Annotated in this window: 17 protein-coding genes and 4 tRNA genes; 13 read left to right on the top strand and 8 right to left on the bottom strand. The window is 48.6% G+C overall.

Annotation, left to right across the window (positions count from 1 at the left end; all coding sequences use genetic code 11):
- The first annotated feature begins 8 nt into the window (after positions 1-8).
- Positions 9-1583 (top strand): RagB/SusD family nutrient uptake outer membrane protein, encoded by a 1575-nt coding sequence (locus BLS44_RS03230; protein ID WP_090388540.1) that lies wholly within the window; start codon positions 9-11, stop codon positions 1581-1583.
- 194 nt (positions 1584-1777) lie between these two features.
- On the opposite strand, the gene BLS44_RS03225 is transcribed toward BLS44_RS03230, so the two are convergent.
- Genes BLS44_RS03225 through BLS44_RS03200 form a run of 6 tightly spaced genes read right to left on the bottom strand, consistent with a single transcriptional unit; the run spans position 1778 to position 8020 of the window.
- Positions 1778-2875, bottom strand: coding sequence for a nucleotidyltransferase family protein (locus BLS44_RS03225; protein ID WP_090388539.1), 1098 nt, complete (start codon positions 2873-2875; stop codon positions 1778-1780).
- Positions 2856-4487, bottom strand: coding sequence for an ABC transporter ATP-binding protein (locus tag BLS44_RS03220; protein WP_176954295.1), 1632 nt, complete (start codon positions 4485-4487; stop codon positions 2856-2858). The genes BLS44_RS03225 and BLS44_RS03220 overlap by 20 nt, the downstream gene beginning before the upstream one ends.
- The gene (locus tag BLS44_RS03215; protein ID WP_176954294.1) at positions 4465-5169 is read right to left on the bottom strand and encodes a glycosyltransferase family 2 protein; all 705 of its coding nucleotides are present in this window, start codon (positions 5167-5169) and stop codon (positions 4465-4467) included. Before BLS44_RS03215 ends, BLS44_RS03220 begins: the two co-directional genes overlap by 23 nt.
- A complete protein-coding gene (locus BLS44_RS03210) occupies positions 5166-6602 on the bottom strand; it encodes a glycosyltransferase family 2 protein (RefSeq protein ID WP_143019644.1) in 1437 nt (478 codons plus the stop codon). The genes BLS44_RS03215 and BLS44_RS03210 overlap by 4 nt, the downstream gene beginning before the upstream one ends.
- Positions 6541-7599 (bottom strand): hypothetical protein, encoded by a 1059-nt coding sequence (locus BLS44_RS03205; protein ID WP_090388535.1) that lies wholly within the window; start codon positions 7597-7599, stop codon positions 6541-6543. Before BLS44_RS03205 ends, BLS44_RS03210 begins: the two co-directional genes overlap by 62 nt.
- Before the next feature lie 13 nt (positions 7600-7612).
- Positions 7613-8020 (bottom strand): hypothetical protein, encoded by a 408-nt coding sequence (locus tag BLS44_RS03200; protein WP_090388534.1) that lies wholly within the window; start codon positions 8018-8020, stop codon positions 7613-7615.
- 274 nt (positions 8021-8294) lie between these two features.
- Between BLS44_RS03200 and miaE the strand changes: the two genes are divergently transcribed.
- Positions 8295-8903: a MiaE family protein gene (gene miaE / locus BLS44_RS03195; RefSeq protein WP_090388643.1), complete on the top strand. Its 609-nt coding sequence runs from the start codon at positions 8295-8297 to the stop codon at positions 8901-8903.
- A gap of 22 nt (positions 8904-8925) precedes the next feature.
- Here miaE and BLS44_RS03190 read toward each other — a convergent pair whose 3' ends face one another.
- Positions 8926-9330: a GNAT family N-acetyltransferase gene (locus BLS44_RS03190; protein WP_245729081.1), complete on the bottom strand. Its 405-nt coding sequence runs from the start codon at positions 9328-9330 to the stop codon at positions 8926-8928.
- A gap of 710 nt (positions 9331-10040) precedes the next feature.
- On the opposite strand from BLS44_RS03190, the gene BLS44_RS27005 reads away from it, so the two are divergent.
- The 7 genes from BLS44_RS27005 to BLS44_RS03160 all read left to right on the top strand — a co-directional run bounded on the left by BLS44_RS27005 (position 10041) and on the right by BLS44_RS03160 (position 13516).
- Positions 10041-10175, top strand: a complete 135-nt coding sequence (locus BLS44_RS27005) for a hypothetical protein (protein ID WP_262492838.1) — start codon at positions 10041-10043, stop codon at positions 10173-10175.
- Between the two features lie 57 nt (positions 10176-10232).
- A tRNA-His gene (locus BLS44_RS03180) sits at positions 10233-10304 on the top strand.
- A 107-nt stretch (positions 10305-10411) separates the two neighbouring features.
- Positions 10412-10484, top strand: a tRNA-Arg gene (locus BLS44_RS03175).
- 467 nt (positions 10485-10951) lie between these two features.
- Positions 10952-11022, top strand: a tRNA-Trp gene (locus tag BLS44_RS26435).
- 95 nt (positions 11023-11117) lie between these two features.
- Positions 11118-11864, top strand: a complete 747-nt coding sequence (locus tag BLS44_RS03170) for a hypothetical protein (protein ID WP_143019643.1) — start codon at positions 11118-11120, stop codon at positions 11862-11864.
- 11 nt (positions 11865-11875) lie between these two features.
- Positions 11876-12358, top strand: coding sequence for a ribonuclease H-like YkuK family protein (locus BLS44_RS03165; RefSeq protein ID WP_090388641.1), 483 nt, complete (start codon positions 11876-11878; stop codon positions 12356-12358).
- 78 nt (positions 12359-12436) lie between these two features.
- Positions 12437-13516 carry an AAA family ATPase gene (locus BLS44_RS03160; RefSeq protein WP_090388531.1) on the top strand — a complete coding sequence of 360 codons (1080 nt, stop codon included), beginning with the start codon at positions 12437-12439 and terminating at the stop codon, positions 13514-13516.
- An 80-nt stretch (positions 13517-13596) separates the two neighbouring features.
- On the opposite strand, the gene BLS44_RS03155 is transcribed toward BLS44_RS03160, so the two are convergent.
- A complete protein-coding gene (locus BLS44_RS03155; protein WP_090388530.1) occupies positions 13597-14625 on the bottom strand; it encodes a helix-turn-helix transcriptional regulator in 1029 nt (342 codons plus the stop codon).
- Between the two features lie 273 nt (positions 14626-14898).
- Between BLS44_RS03155 and BLS44_RS26430 the strand changes: the two genes are divergently transcribed.
- The 4 genes from BLS44_RS26430 to BLS44_RS03135 all read left to right on the top strand — a co-directional run bounded on the left by BLS44_RS26430 (position 14899) and on the right by BLS44_RS03135 (position 18389).
- Positions 14899-14958, top strand: a tRNA-OTHER gene (locus BLS44_RS26430).
- 354 nt (positions 14959-15312) lie between these two features.
- Complete coding sequence (locus tag BLS44_RS03145) at positions 15313-16410, top strand: slipin family protein (RefSeq protein ID WP_090388640.1); 1098 nt, start codon at positions 15313-15315, stop codon at positions 16408-16410.
- Between the two features lie 169 nt (positions 16411-16579).
- Positions 16580-17341, top strand: a complete 762-nt coding sequence (locus BLS44_RS03140) for a nucleotidyltransferase domain-containing protein (RefSeq protein ID WP_090388528.1) — start codon at positions 16580-16582, stop codon at positions 17339-17341.
- Complete coding sequence (locus tag BLS44_RS03135; protein ID WP_090388527.1) at positions 17322-18389, top strand: nucleotidyltransferase domain-containing protein; 1068 nt, start codon at positions 17322-17324, stop codon at positions 18387-18389. Before BLS44_RS03140 ends, BLS44_RS03135 begins: the two co-directional genes overlap by 20 nt.
- The last annotated feature ends 3 nt before the right edge of the window (positions 18390-18392 follow it).

The following is an 18392-nucleotide window of genomic DNA, read 5'->3' as shown; positions in this document are numbered from 1 at the left end:
TAATCAATATGAAATCAAGATCTATTATTTATACCACCATCCTGGGCGCCCTGGTACTTTCTGCCTCCTGCACCAAGCTCAATGAAGAGTTCCGGGGAGAACTGGAGGAAGGCAGCGGTGGTGTTGTTGACCCTGCAGCCCTGCTTACCTCTGCCTACAGCGCCTTCAACACGCCGTACCAGCAGGAGCAGCGTTGGGTATTGCAGGAAATATCCACAGACGCTGCAATGGCCCCAACCCGCGGCGGCGACTGGGACGATAACGGTATGCACCGGTCCATACACCTCCATACCTGGAACGCGGACAACGGGTACATGAATAATACGTTTGTAAGTCTGGGCACGCTTGTGTTCAATGCCACAAACGTGCTGCGGTTTAACCCGAGTGAGCAACAAAAAGCAGAAGCCCGATTCATCCGCGCCCTGGCCATCTTTGATTTTGTTGACCTGTTTGGAGTAGCTCCCATCCGGGAAGGCACTTCACTGGACGATTACAAGATCCCGCCCAGGGTAATGCAGCCTGCAGAGGCTATGGACTACATCATTAAAGAACTTACCGAAGCCCTGCCCGGCCTGCCGGCAGGAGAACCAACTTCAGCATATGTAGCCAACAAAAATGCAGCTAAAACATTGCTGATGAAAGTATATCTGAACAAAGGCACCTTCCAGAACCGCCAGGCGCCCACCTTTGATGCGGCCGATATGAACCGGGTGGTAGCTCTGGCCAAAGAAATTACCGCTACGGCAAAATACAGCGTTTCGCCCAGCGGCAGGTACTTCGATAACTTTGCGCCCGACAACGATTCCAAGTCAACGGAAAACATTTTTACCCTTTATAATCAGAATGGTGTACGGGGTGGAAACGTTGACCGTACCTGGAATACGATTGCGCATTACAACATGAACCCCGGCGGATGGAATGGCTGGTGCACCCTGTCTGACTACTACGATAAATTTGGTGCCACGGATGAAAGAAGAGGTATTTACTACAATTACCCGGCAGATACCACTTCCAACAAATCAAAAGCATTTCACCGGCAGAATGTAGGATTCTTTGCAGGACAGCAATACAACTGGACCACCAATCAACCGTTAATGGCCCGGAATCCTTCCAACGCTCCGCTCGTATTTACGCGCGAGGTTACGATCCGGACCTCTGGCGCCACCCTGGAAACCGCCGGCATCCGGCCGCTTAAGTATGCGTTTGATTATGCCAGTAACGGGCAGCGCAATAACGACTGGGTGGTATTCCGGTACTCCGATGTATTGCTGATGCAGGCCGAAGCCGTTTTAAGAGGAGGCACCGGCAGTACCCCAGCAGAAGTGCTGGTTTTGGTCAATAAGATCCGTGACAACCGCGGTATCAATGCCGTTGGCGGCCTAACCCTCGACCTTTTACTGGACGAGCGTGCAAGGGAGCTGTACTGGGAAGGGTGGCGCCGGCAAGACCTGATCCGTTTTGGAAAATTCCTTCAGGCCTGGCAGGAAAAAGCGGCTGACCCCGATCCAAAAACGCTTGTCTACCCCATCCCAAGCCAGCAGATTCCTGTAAATCCCAACCTGAAACAAAATCCCGGATACTGACCGGTCCTCTCCCATCTTATTTTCAAAGTTCCCGGCCGGGAACTTTTTTTATGAGAGCCACCCGGAAAATCCGTTTACATCCAATTGCCGTTCTGCCAGAACTGCCGGGCATTCAGCGTCTGCTTCATGCATTTGCAACAATACAGGGGAGCTATACACGGATAGCTTTATGCCTGCTGTCGGACATTATTGTGCTACAGATCCATACGTTTGCGGATCTGCTTGGATGCAAAAACAAATTTTACATTCCTCATAAAGTGATAGCACCTGCCCCACAGATTTGTATTTGGGTAAAGGCGGCCTACTATATACATCAGGTTCTTCGCCGTACGCGGACCGTTAAGGATCCATTGTATAGCGCCCTCTTTGCTGATCGTTTTATAAGCCAGCCGCCGCGGCACCTTTACGGCACCCGGATCCGGGGCCGGCACCCCCAATTGCAATAGTACTTTACAGGCATAATCAAACAGGTCCTCCTTTTTTTCATCAAGCGCCAGCTGCCGTGCTTCCTGCCATACCACTTCATCCAGCCGGGTATTTAACAATGCCATATCAAGGATCCAGTTCAGGTTGTCCCTGTTACCCATATTTCCCGCATGGATCAGGATCATAAATACTTCGTATGCCAATGCCGGCTTTTGGGCTCCCGGCACCCCCGGGCACGGCACCAGATGATCCCATAACCGGGCCGTAAACTGTTTTGTACAACCCGATCCGATTTTCCAGTGCAGATCCATGAAGGTATCACTGCTGTGACTGGTACAGGATACCGCATGTACAAAGTCAGAGAGGAGGCGGGGCATTTTTTCAAGGCATATCATTTCCAGTTTATCCGGAACAAAATGTAGTCGCTGAAGGACCTCAAAGGCTTGCTGAAGTTCCTGTTCCCGGACCAGCAGATCAAAATCAGCCATCGGTCTTAATTCAGCCCGCTCATAATACTGTCTCAGGGATCCTCCTTTGATCACCACCACATTGATGCCGGCAGCCAGGAAGGCTTCATGTGTCTGTTGAAGCTGGTTGCTGATATGCTGTGTACGCAGCCACCAGTATTTATAAATCACCTTAAGCCGCTTGTCGTGCCGGCAGCTGATCCCATCCTCCTGGTTTTTATGCAGCAGGTACGGCACCAGGCGCATGGAGCTAAAATCCAGCTCCATGATCTGTACTTCCTCCTCCCATGCACGTACATAGCCTTCACGTTCGGCTTTATCCCCGGCCAGGCATGCACGCACCAGCAGTGTTTGAGCCACACTCAGGTTATCAACGGGATCAGAAAGAACGGATTTCATCGGCAATGGATTCAAAACCTGGTTGGTGACTAATGATAATAATGATCATATCTTTCTTTAAATGAACGACCTCCTCCTTCAGTACCTGGATGGTATACGCATCCAGATGATTGAGCGGCTCATCAAGGATCAGCACTTCTTGTGAACGCAGCAGCTCGCGGATCAGTGCAATGCGCTTTACCTCTCCGCCAGACAACCCTTCACCCCGCTCGCCCACAAGGCGGCTGCCGGGATTGCCACCCGAAGGCAACAGGCCAGACAGCCAGGAACTGCCCAGGCCGGCCCAGGCACGCTCCGGTTCTTCATGGCCAAAGAGCGCATTCTCTTTGAGACTGCCCATAAATACCGGGGCATCCTGATCTAAAAAGCCGAACCGGGGGCGCAATGTCTTCAACAGATCCCAGCTGGCCGGTTCTCCGTTCAAAAACAGGTAGCCTTCCTGGGGCTTCAGCAACCCCATGAGCATATGCGCTGCTGTGGATTTACCACTGCCATTCCGCCCCTGCCAAAGGTAGATCTTACCCCGTACCAGGTCCAGATCCAGCGCCTGTATTCCCGCGCCCCCCTTGTACAGATAGCCCGCTCCCTTAAAGGACAGCTGTTCGATCGGGTTCATACCGGATGGCTCAACCACTTTAATCTGCTCTTCTTCAAGGTCGAAAAATTCAGTCAGGGTAAGTGCTGCATCCTGGCCTTCCATGAGCGCGCTCACCGCGCCGGGCACCTGCATCAGGTTACTTTGTACAACACTTACAAGCAGCAACACGATCAGCAGTTCGCTAAACTGTACATAGCCCTGTTGCAACCAAAAGACGCCTACCAGGAAGATGAGCACCCGTACCAGGTTGCCGGCGGCCTGGTTCACGATACGCCACCGCGATTGCTGCCGGAGCTTTTCCGAATTAGCCTCCAGAAAACTATTCGTCTCTGCCCGGTTCTGACTTGCGGACCGGTTATAGCCCCTGCCCATTTTAATCAGATCAAACTGGTCCACACTTTTGGCAACCCAATGGTGCTGTGTGCGCCAGGCGGCGTGAAACCGCTGAATGCTGGGCCGCTGCTGTCGCATAGCATAGATATGAAGGACTCCCAGAACCGCCAGTGCGCCCAGGCACAATAAAAATAAGGGGAAGCTGATCAGCGCTATGACAATAATAAGCGCTACAGCAATGATACCGTTAACAGCCAGCACCTCAAGCACCGCTCCCATGGCGCCACGCAGGCGCCAGGCTTCCACCATCATCATATCAAAATAATACACCCTGCTTTTGCGGTGAAAATGCAGCCATTCCAAAGCATGCATCTTTTTCCAGATGCGCTCCGTAAGCTCCAGTGAAAAAGTCTTGAGCAACCCGATGTTAATGGCCGATTGCCGGTAGGATGCCACTCCGCTGCCTATCAACAACAATAAAACGCCCAGCACTCCGGGTATCAGTTCGGTAACATGCGGCAATGTATTTCCCTTGAGATAGCGATACAGGAAATACGGCCAAATCGTTGCAGCCACTATGCGGAATATCCCGTAGGCAAGCGTTGAAAGCAATTGCTTTTTGGGGATCATCCGGAGAAAGCCAGACCATTGCAAATATTTACTGATCCGATCCCTGGGCATGAACATCCGGTTTTCTTTTTTTGTCTAAATGCGCTTTTATCAATCCCAGGAAAGCTGTTTTATCCACACCAAGGGTTGTGTTATGATCGTGTATCCGTCGGTAAGCCAGTACCTCGCTCAGCAGGATCTCCTTTCCCCCCGCCCTTATAACCCGGCTGAACCACTCAACAAAATCGCCGATCGAAACCTGCTCATCAAAACCGCCATAAGTCTCAAAGAGCACCCGCTTCCCAAGGAAGGCCGTTTTCGAATATCCCTTTAAAGGCTCCGGCCGGGCCTGCTGTATAGCCGCTCCTTTACCGGCCAGGGTCTCAAATTCACGGATCATACAAAAACATATATCGGCCGTATCCTCAAGCAGGGCCTCCATCTGCTTTTCTAACTTTTCATTGTTCCATAAATCATCCGCGTCCAAAAAAGCGATAAAGGGTGCCGAGCCCTGCGCAATAGCCGCATTGAGTGTAGCGGATACCCCCCGGTGCGGATATTTTAATAACTCGATACGCTGATCAGCTGCCATCAGGGATTCAACGATAGTCGCCGTCTGATCTTCAGAACCATCATCCGCAACAAGGATCCGCAACGCTTTGCAGGTTTGAGCCTGCACCGATGCAATAGCCTCACCGATAAATTTCTGACCATTATACACGGCTATAATAACATCTATCAGGGGTGCGTTCATTGATTCCTGATTTGTCGATGAAGCAAGCCCAGTATTTCCTTGCGCAATGCGGCTTTGTTGAGGCTGGCATTTGCTCCATGGTACCATTTCCGCAGGAGCAGCTGCTCAACATTCTTTTCCCCGAGACCCGCTTTCCGGAGCCGGCGGATCAGCTCAAAATCGCTGCTCACATCCAGCGACTCATCAAAATTATGCACCTGCAGCAATGCCTGTTTACGGATCAGCAGTGCGCTGGGCACCAGCCCCCGGTGCTCTTCCAGGAGCTTTTCACTAAAGTTGGCCGGCAGCACAACATCTTGCTCGCAAACAAAATACTGGTTACAGGTAACAAATGCACAATACGGATCCTGTTTAAGCACCTCCCACTGCAGGCGTAGCTTATCCGGCATCCATTCATCATCCTGGTCGAGAAAAGCGATGACCTCCCCGCGGGCGTTCTCTATGCCTTTATTCCTGGCTGCAGCCACACCCGCATTGGCCTGCCGGATGATCCGGGCCTGCGGATAGCGACTGCTGATGAAGCCGGCGCCCCCATCGGTTGAACCGTCGTCAACCACCAACAGTTCCCAGTTGAGATAGCTTTGATCAAGCACACTCCCGATCGACTTTATTACCAGGTCTTTTCCATTGTAAAGAGGAAGGATGATGCTGATCAATGGATCTTCCTTCTGCACCCGGTAGTCCTTCAGCTGAGGTATGTGATTCATTTGTATACTATTTTTTCTGCGCTGCGCGGCTTTATGCAATACTTTTAAAAGTTGTAATTCCTTTATACTTTTGTGCACCGACATATTACTGCCATGTACATGATATAACAGCGTGGTTGCCTCCAGAAGCACAATTTTAACCTGCTGCTCCTTTAAACGGAGCCACCAGTCTATATCCTCGCTGTAGTTCAGGCTTTCGTCAAAAAAAAACGCCTGTTGAAAGATACGTCCCCGTACCAGCAGGGCTCCCAGGTGCACGTGGCTCAGCCTGTTTTCATCATCCTCATATCTCATGTGCAATTCCGGAGTGCCTTCCTGCAACAGGTATTTTATTTTTCCACCTGCCACATCCACCTCCGGATCCTCCAGCAGGGGCAGCAACAGGCTGAGTTTATTCAACGGCCATTCATCATCCGCATCCAGGAAACTAATCAGCTCACCCCGGGCCGCCCTGATACCCGTATTCCGCGCGGCAGCCGGACCCTTCTGCGTATCATGAGCAATAAGCCGCACCTGCGGGTACCGTTCCATAAGCTGTTGTAAAAACGGCTGGGCAGCGGCCCCGGACGCATCATTGACAACAATGATATCCAGTTCGCACCGGCCATTGCAGACCAGGTCCTGCCCAACGATGCTCTGTAAAGCATTAAAAAGCTCCGGGCCGTTATTGTGCGTGGGTATGATAACACTGATCCTGGGATAATGCATCTGAATATAATTGGTCAAATGATTGTTCAAACTGTTTAGGATCCGTTCCCAGATTCCACCGGAAACCAGGCAGGACCGCGCTGAGCTGCATCATTTTCTGATAGGCCGCCTCACGGTGATGCGGCAAATGATGCAAGGTGGTGGGCGCCATAGCCAACAACGCCTGGGTGGGTCTTATACGCTCAAAAACGGAGTGCTCCTGATGCATGACCCTGGGTAATAAAATGGCACTTAGATCCGCAACAGTAATAAACGAATCCTGCCATAATTCCCTGATATAAAAAATGGCTTTTTGCTGCCCCAGTAATTCTTTATTAACAACATGCCGCATCCAATCAGGAAAGCGCTTCCTCAGGTTTTCCGGCTCCACCTTGGCCGTTTGATAAAGCGTATATACTTTCAGACCTTCTCCTAACTCTACCCATACATAATCGTCACCCAGGTACTGGTAACCGCAGCGCAACAGGGTAAGACAGGATGTAGACTTCCCCGATCCGCTGGGGCCCGTGATCAATACCCCTTTGCCCCCTTTGGCAATAGCGCCGGCATGCACCAGCTGTGCGGGCAGATCCCGCGTCCAGAAATGAAAAATGACCCGGAAAGGGAAACTGGCTTCCCACCAGGGCAGGTCTTCCGGCGTCTGCACCCAGTAAATACCCGTACGTTTTTGTCTTGAATACAGGAAGACCTGTCGTTGCCAGGGTTGAAAGAAGATCTGCACTCCCTCCTGATCCAATGTTGTATTGAACCCCTGCGCATTAAATCCGGACCAGGGCGGCGCCGTTACCTTACCAGGCAGGTCTGCATCTACCGCATACCAGATGGTCAGCGCTGCGGCAGTGTCCCCGGAATCAACCAGGAGATGTGACAGCGCAGGGATCAGCCTGCTATGTAAGACTTCTGAAGGGGTATTCAGGCACACACTTCTGCCGGCCAGCAATAAACTGTCAGTACGATAAGCGGGCAATGCGGTAAACAAAGAAAGCAGGCGGGAAAAATAATCATTAAGATTCAAAACAACTGTATTTTTAGGATTCCTTCTGTACCACCCAACCTTCCTCATCAACATCATGGATCGGGTCTAACATCAGCAGATCCTGCATATCGGCATATTTATTAAATTTCGGGGGTTGATATGCCACGGGAGCATCCGGCCGGGCCCTGGCTGTGATGCCCGCACCTTCAACGCTGCGGACAATATCTTCATCCAGTAACTGACGAAAAACAGGTATGAGCTCGGCTTCAATAACAGCAGCATGCTGTGGCAGACTTTCACAAAAAGAACGGACAAGATCGGCTTCATCCTCAAAAGGCAGCGCATTGAGCAGCGAAACGGCGAGCCCCTGCACGCTGTAATACAACCCTGTATCCAGATTAGCAATAATATACTCTCCTTCAAATATATCAGCAGCAAGACGTGGATTCAAAATAAACATAAGCAACGTTGTATTTTTCGTCTAAAGTAAAAAAAAATAGGGAATAAAATACACAAATCCGCTCACAATCCGGAGATACTCACCTTTTTCAGGTAGTTCCCCAATCCCCTGGTTTGAAACGGGCGCCCCCCTGATTAGATGCACTATATAAAATACCGGCGCTGCAGTTATCACAGGATCATTGCTGCATGTAAACAAAGAGCCGGTATGCCGGCATAAACGCTTTGAAACAATGCACACCAACCCGGGTATAATTTCATTAATTTCGCTGCATATGGAACTTTCACAGGACACAAAGAACATCTTAGGCTTACAGCTGCCCACGGATCCGCGCTGGGTAAACCTCGCAGAGATCTCGTTGGAAGCAATTTTAACCGATCACGCCTATTGCGAACAGAAGGCAGCAACCAGCTGCATTTCCCTTATTCAGCGTTACAGCGATAAAGCGCAACTGGTAAAATCACTTGCCCCGATCGTTACAGAAGAATGGGGCCATTTCCGGCTCGTATTGCAAGAACTTGAAAAAAGAGGCTTAAAACTGGGACGCCAGCGAAAAGATGAATATGTAAATGCCCTATTGCTGTTCCAGGCTAAAGGCGGAAGTCCCGACGAATTCTTTCTCGACAAGCTATTAACGATGGCCATGATCGAGGCCCGGAGCTGTGAACGGTTTAAACGGCTGAGCGAAGGATTGAACGATGCCTATATGAGCAAATTTTACCGGCGCTTTATGGAAAGCGAGGCCGGCCACTATACCCTCTTTATTGAGTTGGCAGAAACCTATCTCCAAAAAGAACAGGTACGGAAACGCTGGGCCGAATGGCTGGCACATGAAGCGGTGATCATGCAGGAAATGGAGCTGCGTGGGGACCGGATTCACTAATCAATTTCCGAAGGTCATCGGTTCATAGCGTGATCCGCATCGGATGGTGCGGTACGCCCACTTCCACAAAAGGTTCACCATAAATTTCAAAACCATTTTTTACATAAAAGGGAATGGCGGTGTCCTGTGCATGACACACAATCGCCGCCAGCTGCTGTTTTTTTGCAAACCTAAGTAAAGCTGTTATTAACAATCGCCCGATCCCTTTGGATTGAAACATTGTTTCAACCGCCATCTGCTTTAATTGGGATTGTCCTTCTTCAAGCGGCACCAGGATCACGCATCCGATAACCTGTTCGTTCTCCACTGCTACAAAATGCCAGGCCTTATGATCGTCCATCTCCCAACCATGATCCGGCAACCCAATGGGGCGTAACAAAATACGGTTCCGCAGATCCTGCTCCTGTTTGTAGAGTGGACCCTGCATGTTGATTTGTTTTATTGTTATCATGGGTGGTTCTGTTTTGCTTCAAAAATAAATCAATCCCGGTAGCGCGCCAGCTGAAGGTACATATACTTCCATTTACCGCAGATATCATTGTGCAGACTCCCATCAGGCAGGGGCCATATCATCGACGCGATACATGACTCCGGCAGAAGAAAAGAGAGAAAAAAAAAGAACACGAAGATCGTTGCCAATCGAAGATCATATATTACAACAGTCCAGAACACAACATCCATTCTTTAACTTTCTTAAAAAAATATCAGAAAAAATTTTGCTATATAAAAAAGGATTTACAACTTTGCATACGCAAATAAAAAAAAATTAAAATGCAACGCAAGAATTTACATATTGAAACAAAAGCGTGGTTCAGCCCGATAGGACTGAATACGCGTTGCGGGGCATTTGCTGTAGAAAGTTAGAAATAATTTTTTAATAAAATTCAGGCCCCGCAAGCAATTGCGGGGTTTTTATTTATATGGAATCAATGAATCGAACAACCCCATTCCCTCGATTTACAATGATGATACCCGTCTCCAGCCAGACTAATGGCGGAGCTATGCATCTGCGTATTCGTAAATCGAAAAAACGGGAACCGGAGTTTTTTACAAAGCTTCATGTATAAAAAAACATGACGATGTAGCAAACCCGGTCCTGGAAGGCCGGGTTTTTTATTACACAAAAGGAGGTGTACCATGAACATCATTTTTATCATCATACTGCTGGTATTTATTGCAGAAAAAATTGCCGGCGGCAAAAAAACAACCGGCACTACAGCGGATCCGGTTGCACCCAAGATCGATGATCCGGCTTCCGTAAGGTTGCGATAACTGATTAGTTGCAGAAAAGGAGAAAACACGCCCGCGGATGCAGCGGGGTGTTTATGTTGGCCCTGGTTTAACAGGTAAAACACCACATTGTGACTGTGGAGAACAGGGTTCGAGTCCCGGGGTCAACCAATACGGCTTGGTGTAAGGGTAACATGATCATTCCCCTTTCTTTCTGAAAGGTAAGTAGCGCATGATCGTTTTCAGTTCAAATCTGAAAGCCGTACCATTTCAGATGCTGGTTTATAGTTCAAGGGAACAGAACGCCTCATTACGAATGAGGAAATGCGGGTTCGAATCCTGCTAAACCAACAAGAAACTGCGCAGTTGCGTCATACGCAACAGGTTGCTGCTTCAAATCCGGCGATGCCGTCAAAAAGTGCTTTGGCAGCACTGGTCGATGCATCCCGATGAAGACGGGACGAGGAAGGTACTCCCGATAGCTATCGCATGCGCGTCAGGTTAATTTTGGGAATAGTGGTCAAAGGCCAAAGCTGCAGCGCAGCGTTGCCTTTATTAGCAACGAACAGGAGATGGAACAGAGGTGCAGTGCACCGGTAATATAAGTCTCCCCCGAAAAGATTCCCGCCGCGCTGCGGCTACGGGCAAGTCCCTGGGAGTTCTGGTTACCATTATTTGCGGCGCGCTGCGCCTGCTATCAAAAGATCAGGCCCTTTTCGGCCTCCAAAGGCTTATTCATACTACATTTTATGACAATAGACCTGTTTTTTATCTTGACGCGCATGCGATAGCTATCAGAACCAGGGCACCGCAAACATATGGGTTTGGTATAATGGCATTATGATGATCTCCAAAATCATCGACACCGGTTCGATTCCGGTAACCCGTGCTAAAAATTAAAAAAATGAAAAAGGAATACCTGTTCATAATGACAGATAAAATGCGCCACGCGGCGCGATGGTTAAACATGCAAGTACATTCATTATGGACACAAAACTTATTAAACAATTTGGGGCTAAAATTGGCTCATACAGGATCCGTACCGAACGACAAAAGAAGCGGCTCCGGTATAAAGATTTCGACAAACAGTTACTGGAACTGGATTTCAGGCTGAATATACTTTATAAAAAAAGGTGGAACCTGGGATGGGAACCGTTAACGCCTCCCTTTCAAAGGGGCTGGAAGCGCTTCTTTGTATTGAAAGAAGATGTCGCCACGGGCAAACAGGCTGTTTTTTTTGAGCAGTTACTAAAAAAGATCAACACAACGGATTACAGCTGGAGGAAGGATTTTACCATCAAGAAAAGAAAACGGGGCCGAAAGGTCTACCTGGCAAAAGAACAGCACCTGCAGGCTCCCGGCGAACGGAACTTTAAGAAGCACTTTTCACCGCAGGAACAACTGTTCTTTTATGAACAATGGCGGACCCAATATGGCTACCGGTCCAAACATTTCGTATTTTCAGAGCCCTGGCGTTTCACCTTAACGGTGCAGCCCCATATGATCAGCAAAAAAAGGATCATTGACCCAGAGCTGAGCTCGTTGATAAAACAGACAGAGCAGTACCTCGAAAAAAATTGTTACAACCGGAGACTTGCAAAATTAAGAGCCGGGCGCCTCGGATATAAGCATTACCGCTGCGATCCGAAGTCAAAAGAACTTATTTTCTCCAAGAAGAAAAACGTCCCCCAATGGCTGGACGAAATAAAAAGCGAACAGTTTGAAGATTAAAAATGAACCCGATGAAACAAGAGCAATGGCGGCGGTTCGGCGGAACATTCCTGACCGGATCCGTGGCTGAAGAAGTAAACAAAGCGTTAATAGCCGAACGGAAAGCCGGCCATACCCTACAGGTATGCCTGGGCACGGACAGCCAGGTAAAAGGCGCCGTTATTGAGTTTGCGACTGTGATCGTTTTTGTACGAAAAGGAAGGGGCGCTTTTCTTTTCCTCCGGAAAGAAATACTGCGCCAAAAGATGAGCATCCGGGAGCGGATGTTATTGGAAGTCGATAAAACGGTGCAGCTGACATTGCAACTGAGCGCTGTTTTTAATACCCACGGCATTGCCCCGGAGCTACATGTGGATATCAACACGGATGCCGCGTATAAAAGCAACGCCGCACTCAGCGAAGCCATGGGCTATGTTTCCGGGATGGGCTGGATTTGTAAAGCCAAACCATATGCCTTTGCAAGTTCCAGCTGCGCCAATAAAATTGTACAATAAGGCCGTTGCCAAAAACACTCAAATCAAACACTTTATGGCCTCCGGTTCTGTGAGGTCATAAAGTTTAACTCAACAAAAATGGAACAGGAACCTATACAAAGAGTCATTAATACGAACGAGCTATTCGGCAATTCTTTCATCAATGCGAAAGTGCTGTACCTGCATGAGTTTGGAAAGCTGCCCAGTACGCTGTTCATCGGCCAGCTGGACGGCAGCAAAGCATTTGCACCCCTAAAGCAATTGTTAGCCGATCATACCCGGCATATCTTTCAACACCAGTGGTTCAAGCGGAAGCATAAAAAATTCCAGTACGAAACGGCCATCTTTCTTTTACAGAATGGCTGTATTATAGAACTGGATGAAGGCTGGTGCGAGATCCTGCACGATGGTCATCAGGCTTCGTTGACGGAAGCCATTGTAACCCTGCTGCAACAATTCCAGGAAAAGAAGAAAAAGGAGCCGTTGGAGATCAACCTGATCGTACGCGATGGAAGCCGGTTGCTGTTACGGTCCATGGAAATAAAAAGGAACAAACTCAACCTGGATCTTTTTTATGAAGCAGATTTCAAGGCCGTGGATGCCTGCATCCGGCAGCGGCTGAACCGGAAAAAGGATAAAGGTATTGTACTGCTGCACGGACTGCCCGGTACCGGAAAAACTTCGTATCTCCGCTACCTGGTCGGAAAGATCCGGAAGCGGGTGCTCTTCCTCTCCCCTTCCATTGCCGGCAATTTAACCAGTCCTGATTTTATCCAGCTGCTGATCAACAACCCGGATACGGTACTGATCATTGAGGATGCGGAAAACATCATTATGGATCGCCGTTATAGTGCCGATTCATCTGTATCGAACCTGTTAAATATCTCTGATGGATTACTGGCCGACTTTTTAAACATCCAGCTGATCTGCACGTTTAACAGTGCATTGACGCTTATTGACGAGGCATTATTGCGGGAGGGCCGGCTGATTGCCAAATACGAATTTGGAAAACTGGGTGTGGAGAAGGCAAGGGCTCTCGCAAGGCACCTGGGATATACACAGGCCATCACCGAGCCCTGCACCCTGGCGGAGATCTGTAATTTTGAACCGGTAGCCAGCAAACGAACAGGAGCGTCGCCGATCGGTTTTCAGCTGACAGCGGCAGAAAGCACGGCCTGACCGTTATTGGGGAACCTTGTTGCAAAAGCAACACTGTGCTTTGATGTTACGCACCAATTCAAGGAAGCAATCATGCTCTTTTAGCGGTCATCATTGACAGGTGTATACAATTCCTGCATTTTCCGCACACGCCGCTTTAAGATCCGTACCAAAGATGCCGGAGCCGTCACACGCAGCCCTTCGCCAAAGCCGAGCAGTTCCCGTTCCAGTTCAAAATTCGGGATCACTTCAATGGTAAAAGTAGTCCATCCGTTTGCGGTGGAAACCAATCGTTGTGAGCCATGGATGGGCTTGGTCCGGATATAAGGTGCATGTTTTGCATTGGCCATAAAGGTGATTTGCGTTGGCTGATCAGCCACATTCCTCGTTACGCCGATAATATCATTAAAATAGGTAGCGGCGTTAAAGCCTTTATGCACCAGGTAAGTTTCATCCGGCAGTTCTGTAACACCTGCTATGCGATCAAGTGCAAGCGTCAGCAGTGTCTTCCCCTTGCGATGCATGCACAAAAGGAACCAGCGGTTACGGAATTCTTTGAGCAGATACGGATATACGACAAGGTCTGCCGGCTGGCGCGCGGAAAAGCTCTGGTAGGTAACCTGCAAAGTCCGCTTTTTGATGATCGCTTTATGCAGGGCATCCAGCCAGTGAATGCCGGCAAGCAGATCGTTCTTTTCGAAATCGATCACCGGGGTTTGCTGTTCCCGCTCCGTATAGATCTTATCTTCCAGGCGCTGCAGGAGTTCATCCAGATCGTTAAAATGACTGAATCCTTTGAACTGCTGTAAGAGAAACGATACATCCTGCAGCACGTCCAGGTCCTGGTGTGATAACGGGATCTTTGAAATGCTGTACCCCGGGTCTTCATAGGTATAGTATTTCTTATCAGTTACGATGATCGGAGCATTGTATCCCAGTTTATCACTGCGCATGGCATTCAGATCCATGCGTATGGTACGCAGGCTCACGCCTTTCTCAATGTCTTCATACTCATAAAGCGCGTCGTTACAGGCATCGATCAGGTTTTCAATGGTCCATTTACGGCGGCGGTTTTGCAGGCATTTGTCAATAGTGCGGTAGCGGATCAGTGCGTTGCGATTAACAGGCATAAAAAAATTTGAGGAAAAATAAAATATTTTTCCAACTATGCAAAAAGATTGCACAGTTGCATTTCAGCTTTGTATCATAAATGGAGCAAGTTCTTTGATCAAACATATTGCCGTAAGGCAAAACGCGCTGTTGACCGTTTCTTAAAAGCCAGGCAGGTGTATTTCAGGCACCGCAGTGCAGTCGTTGTAACGTACTGTATGCTCTTGTTAAGAAACCGGCATAGCACCAGGATCTGTAGGTCGGGGGTTCGAATCCCTCTCCCGTTGTAAAACGGGGTAGCGCAGCAGGTAGCGCAACAGGCAATTTGCGGGTTCGAATCCCGCCACGCATCATACGTGATCGTTCAATGGCAGAACACTACACTGTTAATGTAGGCAAAAGAAGCGCATCCCTTCTATAAAAGGATGCTCACTGAAAAATGACGGCCGGCGCCAGCTGTTCAGGTCCAATGCCCCGGCATTGCAACAGAGCGGCAACCCCGAAGCACCTGCGGGCAGGTGTAAACAACCGGCACCGGATCCCGCTTTGCTGCGGATTACCGCACCCGCTGCAGTACTCCAAAAGCAAACCGGTTTTCACTACCGGGCTGAAGCCTGCCCCCGTAGCAGACGGGTGGTTGCCGGCCAACATTTTTCCTTCTCAAGAGGATGAACATTTTAAAACGAAACTATTTAAACCATAAGATCATGAAGAAAGTAACCGTAAATGCACAACAGCTGGCATTGATTTTTAAAAGAGGAGCCTATCAGAAGATGCTCCGGGAAGGGGCCTACTGGCTGTGGCGGAAAAATGCCGTCGTTTATAACATCAGTCAACCGTTCCAGCCTCCGGTAGAGCTGAACCTGTTGCTGCGGGACACCGAACTTGCAAACGCGCTCGAAGTCATTGAAGTAGCCGATCATGAAATTGCCCTGCAATTCCAGAACGGCCTGTTTCAACAAGTGCTTACTGCCGGACGGTACGCTTTCTGGAAATCGGCGATCCGGTACGATTTTGTAAAAGCAGATCTTACCAAAATAAAAATCACGGAAAACATTCACCGGGACTTGCTGGAGCACAAACTGGTGGCTTCTTATGTAAGAACCTATAAAGTGGAAAGCTATGAAAAGGCTTTGTTGTTTGTAGATGGCAAGTCGCAGGGTGAACTGAAGCCGGGTACACACTACTGGTGGAAGAATGCGATCACCATTCATGTAGCTAAAGCAGACACCCGGCAGCAGCAACTTGAGATCAATGGGCAGGAAATCCTTACGAAGGATAAGGCGAACCTGCGGATCAATGCATGGGCACAATACCGGGTTGTAGACGCAGCAACAGCGTTACTCGACAATGCAGGTTACGACCGGCAGTTGTATGTAGCCATTCAGCAGAGCCTCCGGGAATATGTAGCCGGTTTCGCCTTTGATGAACTGCTGGAAAAGAGGGAAAGCATCGCTCCTCTTGTATTGCAACAGGCAGCAACAGCTGCTGCTGCACTGGGGGTACAGGTTACTGGCCTGGGCATCCGGGACATTATCCTGCCCGGCGATATCCGGGAGATCATGAACCAGGTACTGGTTGCTGAAAAGAAGGCCCAGGCCAATACCATTATGCGGAGGGAAGAAACAGCCAGCACCCGGAGCCTGCTGAACACCGCAAAGATGATGGAAGAAAATGCCATGCTCTGGAAACTGAAAGAGATGGAATACGTGGAAAAGATCGCCGACAAGATCAGCAATATCAGCGTTAGCGGAAACGGCGTACTGATCGACCAGCTAAAGCAGCTTTTTGTTCCGGGCAAATAAAGTACGGACCTGCAAGGCAGAAAGCGCCTTACAGGTCCTTTTATATCAACCATGAAATAGCTGCTTCAAACGGCATATTCAGGATATCTTTTATTTTTCCTGGTATATTTTTCATCTATGCAAAAAGACTGCACAGTAGCAGCATACTTTTGAATTAAAATAATCCACCGTGCATCAACACATATTACATACACTAAAAGAACTGGCAGCTGAGAAGGACGTCACCTTACTTTATGCCTGTGAAACCGGCAGCAGGGCCTGGGGTTTTCCCTCCCCGGACAGTGACTACGATATCCGCTTTATCTACAGGCATCACCGGAACTGGTATCTTTCCTTAGCCACCCAAAAGGACGCACTCAGTTTGATAAAAAATGATCTGGACATCACCGGTTGGGACCTGAAAAAATCCTTGTTGCTGCTAAAAAAATCGAATATACCCTTAATAGAACGGTTCCAATCGCCCATTGTTTACTATGCCGCTCCGGGATTCAAACAGGAGTTCCGCCAACTGATACGGGCGTATTATTCACCGATCGCAGTGTTTTTTCATCATCATTCACTGGTATTGAAATTCAGGGAAACATGCCGGCCCGGAATACCGTTTAAATTAAAAGGCTTCTTTTATATGTTGCGCTCCCTCCTCTCCTGTAACTGGATCCTGCATGATGATACAGTGCCCCCTATGGAACTGGAAAAACTGTTGAAATATACCAGTCCCCGGATCAGCAAAACCATCCTTCGCCTTGTAGCCTTAAAAGCTACAAAACCGGAAAGCTATGACCATAAAGGCGCCACATCGCTTTTTAACCGGCTCGATGGGTTATTTGAGCAATTGGAGGCTTCCAGGAGCGCATTGAAGGTCAACAACAGCAATATGGACCTATTGAATCATTATTTTATAAACAAACTCAATGACCCAACTTACGATTGATACGATAAAGGAGAACGGCTGGCTGATATTTGAATGTATCTCCGGCAGCAAGGCTTACGGGTTAGACACTCCGGCTTCGGATACAGATATCAAAGGCGTTTTTATACTGCCCCGTAACTGGTATTACTCGATGGAGTATATACCCCAGGTATCCAATGAAACCAATGATATCGTATATTATGAGTTAAAGCGTTTCATTGAGCTGTTGGCAAAAAACAATCCCAATATACTGGAACTCCTGGCCACTCCTGATGACTGTATCTTATTGTGTGATCCTTTAATGAACCTCGTTAAACAGGAATATTTTTTGTCACGCTTATGCGAACAGAGTTTTGCCAACTATGCCTATAGTCAGATCAGGAAAGCCCGGGGACTGGAAAAGAAGATCGCCAATCCTGTAAATAGAGAACGGAAAAGCCCGGCTGATTTTTGTTATGTATATATCGAAAAGAAAGCCATGCCATTAAATAGCTACTTGCGGGAACGATCTTTTTCCCAGGAGTCGATGGGTTTAACCAGTCTTGCCCATTTCAGGGACTGCTACCAGTTGTATCATTCCGCAGGAAGCCTCTATTCAGGAATATTCAGAAAGGAAGATTCTAATGATGTTTGTACCAGTGCAGTTCCCCGGGATGCGGAGCCGCTGGGTCTTCTCTACTTTAACAGGGACGGTTATTCTGTATATTGTAAAGAATACAGGGAATATTGGGATTGGGTGGCAAAGAGGAACGAGACACGTTATCAGGGCTCGGTCCGGCACGGGAAGAACTACGATTCCAAGAACATGATGCATGTGTTCCGTTTACTCAGGATGGCCCTGGAAATTGCGGAGGATCATAAAATATATGTGAGGAGGACCGACCGTGCATTGCTGTTACAAATTAAAGAAGGCAAATATGATTATGACGAACTGGTGCATAAAGCCGAAACAATGATGCGCCGGTTAAAAACCCTTTACCGGGAAAGCCGTTTACCCGCCACCCCGGATCAGCATGCCGCCAACAATCTCCTGGTATGCCTTCGGTCAGCGTATTACGACCGGCAATAAGCT

The organism is Niabella drilacis (assembly GCF_900101395.1).
Lineage (GTDB): Bacteria > Bacteroidota > Bacteroidia > Chitinophagales > Chitinophagaceae > Niabella > Niabella drilacis.
The sequence above is the reverse complement of the archived record's forward strand: the minus strand, read 5'-3'. Positions and strand labels throughout refer to the sequence as shown.